General features: G+C 51.0%; 11 protein-coding genes. 7 read left to right on the forward strand and 4 right to left on the reverse strand.

Annotated elements, in window-relative coordinates; translation table 11 throughout:
• Positions 1-157: 157 nt before the first annotated feature.
• Complete coding sequence (locus ACYP03_RS13360) at positions 158-1471, forward strand: polysaccharide deacetylase family protein (protein ID WP_459780336.1); 1314 nt, start codon at positions 158-160, stop codon at positions 1469-1471.
• Positions 1472-1536: 65 nt separating this feature from the next.
• On the opposite strand, the gene rplT is transcribed toward ACYP03_RS13360, so the two are convergent.
• The 4 genes from rplT to thrS all read right to left on the reverse strand — a co-directional run bounded on the left by rplT (position 1537) and on the right by thrS (position 4705).
• Positions 1537-1890 carry a 50S ribosomal protein L20 gene (gene rplT / locus ACYP03_RS13365; protein WP_248140397.1) on the reverse strand — a complete coding sequence of 118 codons (354 nt, stop codon included), beginning with the start codon at positions 1888-1890 and terminating at the stop codon, positions 1537-1539.
• Positions 1891-1930: 40 nt separating this feature from the next.
• Positions 1931-2125 carry a 50S ribosomal protein L35 gene (rpmI, locus tag ACYP03_RS13370; protein WP_036752866.1) on the reverse strand — a complete coding sequence of 65 codons (195 nt, stop codon included), beginning with the start codon at positions 2123-2125 and terminating at the stop codon, positions 1931-1933.
• Between the two features lie 96 nt (positions 2126-2221).
• The gene (gene infC / locus ACYP03_RS13375) at positions 2222-2773 is read right to left on the reverse strand and encodes a translation initiation factor IF-3 (protein WP_248141651.1); all 552 of its coding nucleotides are present in this window, start codon (positions 2771-2773) and stop codon (positions 2222-2224) included.
• 3 nt (positions 2774-2776) lie between these two features.
• Positions 2777-4705 carry a threonine--tRNA ligase gene (gene thrS / locus ACYP03_RS13380; protein WP_330959431.1) on the reverse strand — a complete coding sequence of 643 codons (1929 nt, stop codon included), beginning with the start codon at positions 4703-4705 and terminating at the stop codon, positions 2777-2779.
• A gap of 285 nt (positions 4706-4990) precedes the next feature.
• On the opposite strand from thrS, the gene hutC reads away from it, so the two are divergent.
• The 6 genes from hutC to ACYP03_RS13410 all read left to right on the forward strand — a co-directional run bounded on the left by hutC (position 4991) and on the right by ACYP03_RS13410 (position 12786).
• Positions 4991-5698: a histidine utilization repressor gene (gene hutC / locus ACYP03_RS13385; RefSeq protein ID WP_248140399.1), complete on the forward strand. Its 708-nt coding sequence runs from the start codon at positions 4991-4993 to the stop codon at positions 5696-5698.
• Positions 5699-5960: 262 nt separating this feature from the next.
• Entirely contained in the window at positions 5961-7190 is a 1230-nt protein-coding gene (hutI, locus tag ACYP03_RS13390) for an imidazolonepropionase (RefSeq protein ID WP_459780340.1), read from the forward strand.
• Positions 7191-7201: 11 nt separating this feature from the next.
• Complete coding sequence (gene hutG / locus ACYP03_RS13395) at positions 7202-8203, forward strand: formimidoylglutamase (protein WP_248140401.1); 1002 nt, start codon at positions 7202-7204, stop codon at positions 8201-8203.
• Positions 8204-8227: 24 nt separating this feature from the next.
• The gene (gene hutU / locus ACYP03_RS13400; protein ID WP_248140402.1) at positions 8228-9910 is read left to right on the forward strand and encodes a urocanate hydratase; all 1683 of its coding nucleotides are present in this window, start codon (positions 8228-8230) and stop codon (positions 9908-9910) included.
• Between the two features lie 21 nt (positions 9911-9931).
• Positions 9932-11464 carry a histidine ammonia-lyase gene (hutH, locus tag ACYP03_RS13405; protein ID WP_459780342.1) on the forward strand — a complete coding sequence of 511 codons (1533 nt, stop codon included), beginning with the start codon at positions 9932-9934 and terminating at the stop codon, positions 11462-11464.
• A gap of 452 nt (positions 11465-11916) precedes the next feature.
• Positions 11917-12786, forward strand: coding sequence for a fructosamine kinase family protein (locus ACYP03_RS13410; protein ID WP_248140404.1), 870 nt, complete (start codon positions 11917-11919; stop codon positions 12784-12786).
• Positions 12787-12854: the final 68 nt, after the last annotated feature.

A 12854-nucleotide genomic window follows, 5' to 3' on the forward strand; every position in this document is an offset into this window, starting at 1 on the left:
GTCACTCTTCCCTTTGCAACGCTCTTCATTTATCAGAATTAATGCCGGAACTTTCAAAGAATTACTTTTTCATCATTCCTTAGCATCAAGGTTGTCATTTCTTTCTGGGATGATGTTTTTTTCATTCTGTTTTTTACTCGCGAAAAAGGAACCACTGATGAAAAAACACACAGCCACAATCTTATCTGGTCTTATATTGGCTTCATCTGACCTGGTTTATGCAGGTTTATACCCCGCTCAGCAAAACAGTCCGATAGAAACGGTAAAAACACCTATGTTTATCGCACTGGGTTTTGACGACAATACAGAAGCCGATGGTCTGCGATGGGTCGAAGCAACCCTGAACAGCCATACCAACCCCCGGGGGCTGGATGCATTTGCCGGTTCACCTTTAACTTCCACCTTTTTCATGCATTGCCAGCCGGCAAGAACTCTGCCAGGAATTGTGTCACTCTGGCGACAGCTCAACCGAGCTGGCCACGAGATTGCCAATCACACAGAAACACACCCCGATGACAAAGTGAACTATAACCCGCTGGAACCCTGGATGACTGCGGCGCAATGGCAGCAGGAAGTCGCCCGTTGCAATCAGTTTCTGACGCAGAATGTTGAACAAGGGGGTATCGGCGCACCCGCTATTGCAGGATTCCGGGCCCCATTTCTGACGTATAACGACAATACATTAGATGCGCTGACAGCCAATGGGATTCAATATGATGTGAGTTTTCCGGCAGGCATTACTGCCGAAGAAGACGGCACCAACAATTACTGGCCCCACACACTGGATAACGGCAGTCCGTCACAATTCATTGCTCAGCAAGGTGGTTGGAAGCCTGTGATGAAAAATGTCACTGGGCTGTGGGAAGTACCAATGCAAACGCTGATTGTGCCAAACGATGAAGAAGCCGCTGCGTACGGACTGCCCTATTCACTCAATGACAAAATAACCAGCCGGGTTTCCTATTATGATCCGCAGACCAGAAAAGCTGATAATTTTGACTGGAACCTATACACCACAACCGATTGGGGTGGATATGGCCTGAATGCTGCCGATGTACTCGCGCTGTACAGATACAACCTCGACCTCCATTTACAAGGAAATCGTGCCCCGTTAGTGCTGGGCTTACACTCAGCTTTCTACGGCACAGTCAACGGCGGCGAACACATCGGTATGCCTGACACCACGGTCTCTGAACGCCAGGAAGTGCTCAGATCATTTATCCGGTATGCGCTGACCAAACAGGAAGTTCGCTTTATCTCCCATCGTCAGTTAGTCAAATGGATGCAAGCCCCAACGCCTTATCTGAGTTGCGTTCAAGAGGCATGGTCTGCTCATCGGACATACCGAGCCGGTGATCTGGTGAAATATCAGGGCAGTTACTGGCAGGCAAAATGGTGGACCGTTCAGGAAATACCGGGCGCGACACCTGACAGCCCCTGGGAAAAACTAAAGGGTTGTGAAGAGAAATAATCGAATCAATACAAAAAGAAAAAAGGAGAGCCGAAGCTCTCCTTTCCCATCAAACTGAACTGTAATTACAGTGCAGCTTTCGCTTTTTCAACCAGAACGGTGAAAGTCGCTTTGTCGAAAACAGCGATATCAGCCAGGATCTTACGATCGATTTCGATAGATGCTTTCTTCAGACCGTTGATGAATGCGCTGTAAGTCATGTCGTTTTGACGTGCCGCAGCATTGATACGTGCAATCCACAGTTGACGGAAAGTACGTTTCTTGTTGCGACGGTCACGGTAAGCGTATTGACCGGCTTTAGTAACTGCTTGGAAAGCTACGCGGTATACACGTGAACGTGCACCGTAGTAACCTTTAGCTTGTTTAAGAACTTTTTTGTGACGTGCACGTGCTTGTACACCACGTTTTACGCGAGGCATAGGAAACTCCTAACTTAAATTAAACGAGAACTAAAAACGATTAAGCGAATGGCAGCATACGTGCTACTGCTGCTACTTCACATGCTGGAAGAATGCAGTTTGGACGCAGCTGACGCTTGTTCTTAGTCGTACGTTTGGTCAGGATGTGACGCTTAGTCGCACGCTTGTACTTAAAACCACCAGCAGTTTTCTTAAAACGCTTAGCAGCACCTTTGTTGGATTTCATCTTAGGCATGATGAGACTCCGCATTGTTGATAGTTAATAACACAGTAATCAGGCGAACAAAAAGCGCTGCTCAAAGCAGCGCTTTGTGCTACTTGAAGGCCTAAATTACTTCTTCTTAGGGGCAAGCATCATGGTCATCTGACGACCTTCAACTTTATTAGGGAAGCTCTCGACGACAGCGATGTCGGCCAGTTCATCCTTAATGCGGTTGAGCAGATCGATACCCAGACCTTGGTGGGCCATTTCACGACCGCGGAAACGCAGTGTGACTTTACCCTTGTTGCCCTCTTCTAAAAAGCGAGTCAGGTTGCGCAGTTTTACCTGATAATCGCCTTCATCTGTACCAGGACGGAATTTAACTTCCTTCACTTGGATTTGTTTTTGCTTTTTCTTTTGCTCTTTAGCAGCCTTGCTCTTTTCGAACAGGTACTTGCCGTAGTCCATCACACGACAGACAGGTGGCTCGGCATTAGGGCTGATTTCAACGAGATCGACACCAGCTTCATTCGCTGTTTCCATTGCTTCTTCAATAGAAACAACACCGATAGATTCGCCATCGATTCCAGTTAAACGAACTTCGCGTACGCCACGGATTTCGCCATTGACACGGTGTGGATTTTGCTTAACTGGTGCTTGAGTTCTTCTTCCGCCTTTAATACCTTATTCCTCCAAAACATTGAGCTTACGACTGCTAATCTCTTGCTGCATGTAAGCAACAAAATCGTCAATCTTAAATTTACCCAAATCGTTACCCTTGCGAGTCCGAACTGCAATCTCGCCTGCTTCGACTTCTTTGTCGCCGCAAACCAGCATGTACGGAACTCGCTTCAAAGTATGTTCGCGGATTTTAAAGCCAATTTTCTCATTTCTCAAGTCCGCATTGACTCGGATTCCACTTTTTTGCAGTTTTTCTACAACTTCGCGAACATATTCTGACTGACTGTCAGTGATATTCATGACAACTGCTTGTTGTGGCGCCAGCCAGGTCGGGAAATAACCTGCATACTCTTCAATCAGAATACCGATGAAACGTTCCAGGGAGCCAAGAATTGCACGGTGAATCATCACAGGCGTGTGACGCTCGTTATCTTCACCCACATAAGTAGCACCCAAACGCTCAGGCAGAGCAAAGTCTAGCTGAACAGTACCGCACTGCCAAGCACGATCCAGACAGTCATGCAGAGTGAACTCAATCTTAGGTCCGTAGAACGCACCTTCGCCTTCCTGAATGTCATATGGAATATTCATGGATTCCAGTGCAACTTTCAGGTCTGATTCCGCGCGATCCCACATTTCGTCAGAGCCGACACGCTTTTCAGGACGCGTAGACAGTTTCACCACGATGTTATTGAAACCAAAGGTCTCATACATGTCGTAAACCATCTTGATACAAGCCGTGACTTCTTCCTGCACCTGATCTTCAGTACAGAACACGTGAGCATCATCCTGAGTAAAGCCACGAACACGCATCAGACCGTGCAGTGCACCTGATGGTTCGTTACGGTGACAGCTGCCGAACTCCGCCATACGCAGCGGCAGATCACGGTAAGATTTCAGACCCTGATTGAAGATCTGAACATGGCCCGGACAGTTCATTGGCTTGATGGCATATTCACGCTTCTCAGATTCAGTGGTGAACATGTTTTCAGCGTACTTGTCCCAGTGACCAGAACGTTCCCACAGCACGCGGTCCATCATCAGCGGGCCTTTCACTTCCTGGTAATCGTACTCAGTCAGTTTGCTGCGAACGAACACTTCCAGCTCACGGAAAACAGTCCAGCCGTTGTGATGCCAGAACACCATGCCCGGTGCTTCCTGCTGCATGTGGTACAGATCAAGTTGCTTACCCAGTTTACGGTGGTCACGCTTGGCTGCTTCTTCCAGACGAGTCAGGTGTGCTTTCAGCGCTTTCTTGTCATGGAATGCTGTACCGTAGATACGCTGCAGCATTTTGTTGTCGCTGTTACCACGCCAGTACGCACCGGCAACGTTCAGCAGTTTAAAGTGCTGACAGAAACCCATGTGTGGAACGTGCGGGCCACGACACATGTCGATATATTCTTCGTGATGGTATAAACCCGGACGATCTTCGCGAGAAACATTCTCGTCCAGAATTTCCATCTTGTACGGTTCGCCACGTGATTCAAATGTATCACGCGCTTCCTGCCAGCTGACTTTCTTCTTGATCACCGGATATTTGGTTTTCGCCAGCTCCACCATACGTTTTTCGATCTTTTCCAGATCTTCGGTGGTCAGCGGTTGCTCGAGATCAACGTCATAATAGAAACCGGAATCAATAGTAGGACCGATCGCCATTTTCACATCAGGATAAAGCTGCTTGATCGCATGACCCAGCAAGTGTGCACAAGAGTGGCGAACGATTTCCAGACCGTCATCGTCTTTCGCAGTGATGATTTCCAGGTTCGCGTCGTTTTCAATCAGATCGCACGCATCAACGCGTACGCCATCAACACGACCAGCGATACAGGCTTTCGCCAGACCAGGGCCGATTGATGCTGCGACATCCATTGTAGAAACCGGGTTATCAAACTGGCGTTGACTGCCGTCAGGAAGAGTAATTACAGGCATTCATTAATCCTTTGTTCAGTGGTGCCACATACCAAGTAGCACATGCAATTTTTTGTTTGACCGCCTGCCAAGATGCAGTACGGTGATGAGAAAGCGTCTGTTTCGGTACGAATTTTGGTACAAATCAAAATTGCTGACCCCAGACAGAAGGCGAATTGTAATGGAATGACTCATAAAACTAAAGGAAGAAAAGCCTTTGGGATGTGAGTCACTTGCAAAAAAAGGCAAAAGTTGCTTTCATTTGTATAGGCAATTTAAAGTCGCGTATGACTCAGAGACAACACCATGGCAAACGCACCGCGTTATCAGCAAATTAAAGACTACCTCGATCAGAAGATTCAGAGCCGCGAGTGGCCCCCTGGTCATAAAATTCCAACCGAAATTGAGCTGTCTGAACAATTTGAAGTCAGCCGGATGACGGCGAATAAAGCGATCAAAGAACTGGTCAATGAAGGTTTTCTGGAACGCACGCCACGGTTAGGCACTTTTGTCTGTAATAAAAAAGCCGAATCTCCCCTGATGGAAATCCGCAATATTGCAACAGAAGTTACCAGCCGGGGGCACCAGTACTCCAGTAAAGTGATCACCCAAAAGCAAGTGAAAGCCCGCGATGATATCGCATTGCGTCTGGGGGTGCGTCATGACACCACAGTCTACTTTACCCAAATTGTCCATTACGAAAACAGCGTCCCGATTCAGCTCGAAGAACGCTGGGTCAATCCGTATTTTGCACCGGACTACATCCAGCAGGATTTTACGACACAAACGCCGAATGAATACCTGATGCAAACATGCCCGCTCAGTGACATCGAGCATACGGTTGAGGCCATCTTGCCGCCGCCCCACATCAGTGAGCTGCTTGAAATGACTGAAGCATCTCCTTGTCTGCTCCTGAATCGCCGTACCTGGAGCAGTACAAATCTGATCAGCACTGCCCTGCTCTACCATCCGGGCGACAAATACAAACTCAGTTCCAGAACCCGGGTGGGATAACCTGCCACTTCAGCCCGGAACACAGCATACAAAGTCTCCTATCTCTGCTATCTGACTGATTACAAAGCCTGAATGTCATTTTCAGGCTTTTTTGTATACCTCACGCATGTCTTCTTTCACTGACAACAAACACTGCATTCTCAACAGCTGTTAATAGAATCATTCAATATTGATCACATTTTTATTACATGACGTCTTGAGTTTTATCGCATTTCAGACTTTAATTTGTATATACATAAACAACCCCAAGAGATGCAGCTCAATGGAACGCATTCTGACCAATCTCAAACTTGTCACGATGGCACCGGAACACGGTTATCAGGTCATTGATAACGCGATGGTGATCATTCGTCAGGGCAAGATCAGCTATGCGGGATCGTATCAGGCGGACCAGCTCAACCATGCAGAGCGTCAGGCTGAGATTATCGATTGCCGGCAAGCACTGGTCACACCGGGATTCATCGACTGCCACACGCATCTTGTCTTTGCAGGCAATCGTGCCAATGAATTCGAACAGCGTCTGAACGGCGTGCCTTATGAAGACATTGCCAAAGCTGGCGGCGGTATTTTGTCTACCGTACGGGCCACCCGGGAAGCAACCGAAGACGAGTTGTTCGAAACAGCCATGGAACGTCTGGCTGGCCTGAAACGTGACGGCGTCACTACAGTGGAAATCAAATCCGGCTATGGCCTGACCACAGAATATGAACTGAAGATGCTGCGTGTTGCCCGTCGTATCGGTGAACAGGCAGATATCAAAGTCTCCACCACCCTGCTGGCGGCCCATGCACTGCCACCAGAATTCGCAGGCCGCAGTGATGCTTACATTGACTTAGTGTGCGATGAAATCATTCCCGCTGCAGCGCAGGAGAATCTGGCTGATGCAGTCGATGTGTTCTGCGAAGGCATCGGGTTCTCCCCTGCGCAATGCGAACGTGTTTTCAATGCTGCAATCAAACACGGCCTGATGATCAAAGGCCACACCGAGCAGCTGTCGAATCTGGGCGGGAGTGCATTAGCCGCTGAAATGGGCGCCAAGTCAGTCGACCATATTGAATATCTGGATGAAGCGGGTGTGGAAGCACTGGCGAAACACAACACGGTCGCGACGCTTCTGCCGGGTGCCTTCTATTTCCTGCGTGAAACCCAGCAGCCGCCTGTCGCGTTGTTAAGGGAAAAAGGTGTGCCGATGGCAATTTCCACCGATTTCAATCCGGGGACCTCTCCGATTGCTTCCCTGAGAACCATGATGAACATGGCCTGTACCTTCTTCCGTCTGACCCCTGAAGAATGTCTGCGGGGCGTAACCGCCAATGCGGCACAGGCACTGGGACGGAGTGAAACATGCGGGCAAATCCGCGAAGGCATGGCTGCTGATCTGGCACTATGGCGCGTCGGTTCTCCTGCAGAACTGTCTTATCGCATGGGCGTACCGGATTTGATTGCCCGTGTCGTTGACGGCGAATTCTTTTATCAACCTGAAAATCAGTAACAGGAGGCTGTATGCCGATTGATATGAGTGTCTGGCAAGGCCGCAGTGATCCTGAAGACGGCAACAAAGGTCTGCGCTGGCACGAAAAAGTCCAGCCTGCCGACAACGCAAATGACAGCGGCATCATGCTGCTGGGCTTTGCCTGCGACGAAGGGGTATCCCGCAACAAGGGCCGTACCGGCGCCTATGATGCCCCGGTTGCCATTCGCCGTGCACTGGCCAATCTGGCCTGGCATCACGAAGGGCCGGTGTATGACGGCGGCAACATCAGTTGCGATGACAGTAACCTGGAACTGGCGCAACATCGCCTGTCTGAAGATGTCAGCCGGGCCCTGCGTCAGAAGCACAAAGTGATTGTGTTTGGCGGCGGCCATGAAGTGGCCTGGGGATCGTTTCAGGGCATCGGTAACTACCTGCTGCAAAAACAGCATGTTGCGACAGAAGGTAACGACGAAGCACCACGCATTGGCATCATTAACTTCGATGCCCACTTTGACCTGCGCAACCCGCCGGGTGGTCAGCAGTCCCAAAAAGGCAGCTCTGGCACACCTTTTCATCAGGCGGCCCGCTTTTGTGAAGTGCATAACTGGCCGTTCAAATACGCTTGTCTGGGCCTGGCACGGACCAGCAATACAGAAGCGCTCTATGAAAAAGCAGACCGGCTGGGCGTGTTTTACAAAGATGACCATGAACTGAACTATCAGAAGATTGAACAGACACTGGTCGAACTGCAGCGTTTCATTGATCAGTGTGACTACCTCTATCTGACCATTGATCTGGATGTGTTCCCGGCCTCAGTGGCACCGGGCGTCAGCGCCCCGGCCGCCCGCGGCGTGCCGTTCGACATCGTAGAAATGCTGCTCGAACCGATTTTAAAAGCCAGAACCCCGAAAGGTGAATCGAAGATCCTGGTCGCGGATCTGGCTGAGTACAACCCTCGATTTGATATTGATAATCAAACTGCACGGTTAGCTGCACGGCTGGCCTGGACTATCGCCCGCGCGATTCGTTAATCGAAGAGCGGCAAGGAGAGCAAAATGACACAACATAATTCACGACTGGATACCACCCGTACCATCAAGGCGCCAACCGGCACGACGCTGAATGCCAAGTCATGGCTGACAGAAGCTCCGCTGCGCATGCTGATGAACAACCTGCATCCGGATGTCGCTGAACACCCGCATTCACTGGTGGTTTACGGTGGTATTGGCCGTGCAGCCCGTAACTGGGAATGTTATGACAAAATTGTTGAAGTTCTGAAGCGTCTGGAAGACGACGAAACGCTGCTGGTTCAGTCCGGTAAACCTGTGGGTGTATTCAAAACACACAGCAACGCACCACGAGTCCTGATCGCAAACTCGAACATTGTGCCACACTGGGCAAACTGGGAGCACTTCAACGAGCTGGATAAAAAAGGCCTGATGATGTACGGCCAGATGACTGCGGGCAGCTGGATCTACATCGGCTCTCAGGGCATCGTGCAGGGCACTTACGAAACTTTCGTTGCGATGGCACGCCAGCACTTTAACGGCGATGCTTCCGGTCGCTGGATCCTGACCGGTGGTCTGGGCGGTATGGGTGGCGCTCAGCCGCTGGCAGCAACCATGGCAGGTTTCTCTATGGTTGCCGTCGAGTGTGACGAATCCCGTATCGATTACCGCCTGCGTACCGGCTATGTCGACTGTAAAGCAACGACGCTGGATGAAGCACTGGCAATTATTGAAGAAGCAAAACAAACCGGTAAGCCTGTGTCTGTCGGCCTGCTGGGCAATGCCGCTGACGTTTTCCCTGAGCTGGTGAAACGCGGTATCGTGCCAGACTGTACGACAGACCAAACCTCTGCCCACGATCCGCTGAATGGTTACCTGCCTCAAGGCTGGACCATGGCACACGCGGCAGAAATGCGTCAGAAAGACGAAGCTGCCGTTGTGAAAGCAGCCAAACAATCCATGGCGGTTCAGGTTCAGGCGATGCTGGACTTACAAAAAGCAGGTTCTGCAACCGTCGACTACGGTAACAACATCCGTCAGATGGCGCTGGAAGAAGGCGTTGAAAACGCATTTGATTTCCCTGGATTTGTACCGGCTTACATCCGTCCGCTGTTCTGTGAAGGTGTTGGTCCGTTCCGTTGGGCTGCCCTGTCCGGCGACCCGGAAGACATCTACAAAACCGATCAGAAAGTCAAAGAGCTGATCCCGGATAACCCACACCTGCACAACTGGCTGGACATGGCGCGCGAGCGTATCCAGTTCCAGGGACTGCCGGCGCGTATCTGCTGGGTCGGCCTGAAAGACCGTGCCCGTCTGGGTCTGGCATTCAACGAAATGGTCCGTAACGGCGAGCTGAAAGCCCCGATCGTAATTGGCCGTGACCACCTGGATTCAGGTTCTGTTTCCAGCCCGAACCGCGAAACTGAAGGCATGATGGACGGTTCAGACACCGTATCCGACTGGCCGCTGCTGAATGCCCTGCTGAACACCGCTTCCGGTGCAACTTGGGTATCTCTGCACCATGGTGGTGGTGTGGGTATGGGCTTCTCCCAGCATTCAGGTATGGTGATCGTCTGTGACGGTACCGACGAAGCTGAAGAGCGTATCCGCCGCGTTCTGCGCAACGACCCGGGTACAGGTGTGATGCGTCACGCAGACGCTGGCTACGACATTGCGATCAACTGTGCCAAAGAGCAGGGCCTGGATCTGCCAATGATCACTGACAAATAATTTCGAGCAGGAACAATGACTATGTATCAATTAGAAATCATCCCGGGAAAACTGAATCTGAAGCAGCTGCGTGAAGTGAGCCGCAACCCGGTGAAATTGTCTCTGCATGATTCAGCACTGGCAGGCATGAAAGCCAGCACTGAAGCGGTTGAAAAGATCATTCGTGAAGACCGCGTGGTTTACGGTATCAACACCGGGTTTGGTCTGCTGGCCAACACGCGGATCGCAGTGGAAGATCTGGAAACCCTGCAACGCAGTATCGTCCTGTCACATGCAGCCGGTATTGGCGAATTCATGGATGACGCGACTGTCCGTCTGATGATGGTACTGAAAATCAACAGTCTGTCCCGTGGCTTCTCCGGTATCCGCCCTGAAGTCGTCAATGCCCTGATCACTCTGGTCAACGCTGAAGTGTATCCTTGCATTCCGAAAAAAGGCTCTGTCGGTGCATCCGGTGACCTGGCGCCACTGGCACACATGAGTACTGTCCTGCTTGGCGAAGGTCAGGCACGTCACCATGGTGAGATCATTTCAGGTGCTCAGGCACTCAAAGCTGCGGGTCTGGAGCCGATTGTCCTGGCACCGAAAGAAGGTCTGGCCCTGCTGAACGGTACGCAAGCCTCGACTGCCTTTGCACTGGAAGGTCTGTTTGCCGCAGAGGATCTGTTCTCTGCAGCGACCGTATGCGGCGCAATGTCTGTCGATGCAGCACTGGGCAGCCGTCGTCCGTTTGACCCGCGTATTCACAGCGTTCGTGGTCATCGCAGTCAGATGGATGCCGCCGCAGCCTACCGTCATATGCTGGATCACCGCAGTGAAATCGGTGACTCGCACGTCGACTGTGAAAAAGTGCAGGATCCGTATTCCCTGCGCTGTCAGCCACAGGTGATGGGTGCCTGCCTGCAGCAAATCCGTCAGGCCGCTGAAGTGCTTCTGGTTGAGTCCAACGCGGTTTCTGACAACCCGCTGGTCTTTGCGGAAGATGATGACATTATCTCCGGCGGTAACTTCCATGCAGAACCAGTCGCCATGGCAGCTGATAACCTGGCGCTGGCAATTGCTGAAATCGGCAGCCTGTCTGAGCGACGCATGGCGCTGTTGATTGACAGTGCACTGAGCAAACTGCCACCGTTCCTGGTGGACAATGGCGGCGTGAACTCAGGGTTCATGATTGCTCAGGTGACGTCTGCAGCTCTGGCAAGCGAGAACAAAACCCTCGCCCACCCGGCTTCGGTTGACAGCCTGCCAACCTCGGCGAACCAGGAAGACCACGTCTCAATGGCTACTTTTGCCGGTCGCCGTCTGGCGGACATGGCTGAAAACACTCGCGGTATTCTGGCGGTTGAACTGCTGGCTGCTGCGCAAGGGCTGGATTTCCGTTCACCGAGAAAGAGCTCCGGACGAATCGAAGAAGCCAAAGATCGTCTGCGTGAGCGCGTCAGCTTCTATGATAAAGACCGCTACTTCGCGCCTGATATCGAGAAAGCCAATACGCTGCTGCTTGAAGCCAGCTATAACAATCTGATGCCTGAAGCACTCCTGCCGAGTGTATAAGTCAGACAAAGGTTAAAAACGAAGCCGGGATTATCCCGGCTTTCTTTTTGCCAGAAACTATAACCATACACTGCCTTGCTCATTCATCTGGCTTCATTTTTCTTGTCCTGCGCGTAACCATCATTACACCATTCCCACAAAGATAACCCGCCACGTGAGAGAATCCAGGTCATTCCTATTTTTGCAAAGCCAATTGCCTGTTTTTGCTCTTTAATCAGTAGAAACACAAGAAATAGTCTAAGCTGTGATGAGGTAGAGCCGGGGCAACTGATATAAATCAAAGAGAATGAATCGCATCAGGCCATAATAGCCGGTAACTGTCAGCGAATACGCGGCAGGCTAACCTGTGCCCCTACAGATTTGGCGTCACTGTCTTTTAAATTCAGTCCGATTGGACTGTGTTGTTCCGTTATTTGATTTGTACCCAAACTGGTTTGTACCCGGAGGATGCTATGTGGCAAGCGATTTCCGATCAGCTTTCAGACGTACTCGAACACCCCTTTACAATCCGAGAGCGGGATACCCTCCCCGGCGGGGATGTGAACGACTGCTACTGCATCAGCGACGGGGACCAGAGGTACTTCATCAAACTCAATGACAAAGAACACCTGCCCGTCTTTGAGGCCGAAGCAGAAAGTCTCCGCCTGTTAAATGAAACCGGTTTTGTCACCGTCCCCGTCAGCCGGTATATGGGGGTCAGCCGGGACAAGGCTTTTCTGGTGCTGGATTTCATGCCCATGAAAAGTATGGATACCGAAGCTGCACATACTCTGGGGCAGCAACTGGCGCATTTGCATCAATGGGGGGAACAGCCTGAATATGGCTTCGATATGGACAATTTTATTGGTCTGACCCCTCAGCCCAACCAATGGCGGCGAAAATGGTGCCGTTTCTTTGCCGAACAGCGCATTGCCTGGCAGCTTCAGCTCTGTGAAGAAAAAGGCATGGAGTTCGGCAATATTGATGTCATCACCGGAAATGTGATTGAAATCCTGTCTGCCCGCCAGCCCAAACCTTCCCTGCTGCACGGCGATTTATGGCATGGCAATACTGCCCTGAGTGTCGACGGCCCGGTCATTTTCGATCCGGCCAGTTACTGGGGAGACCGGGAATGCGACATTGCCATGACAGAGCTTTTCGGTGGCTTTCCTGAAAGCTTTTACAATGGCTATCAGTCGGTCTTTCCGCTGGATGAAGGCTACAGCCAGAGACGGGATTTATACAACCTCTACCATCTGCTGAACCACTGCAACCTCTTCGGTGGTGAATACTTAGATCAGGCCGAACACTGTATCCGTAAACTGGACCTGAACAGCAGGTAATCTCCCGCCGCTCACTGCAATTTGACTACCGTCTTCAGGGCTGAAGTGATAAGGTTCACACTCCTTAA

This window comes from Photobacterium sp. R1, from assembly GCF_054600795.1.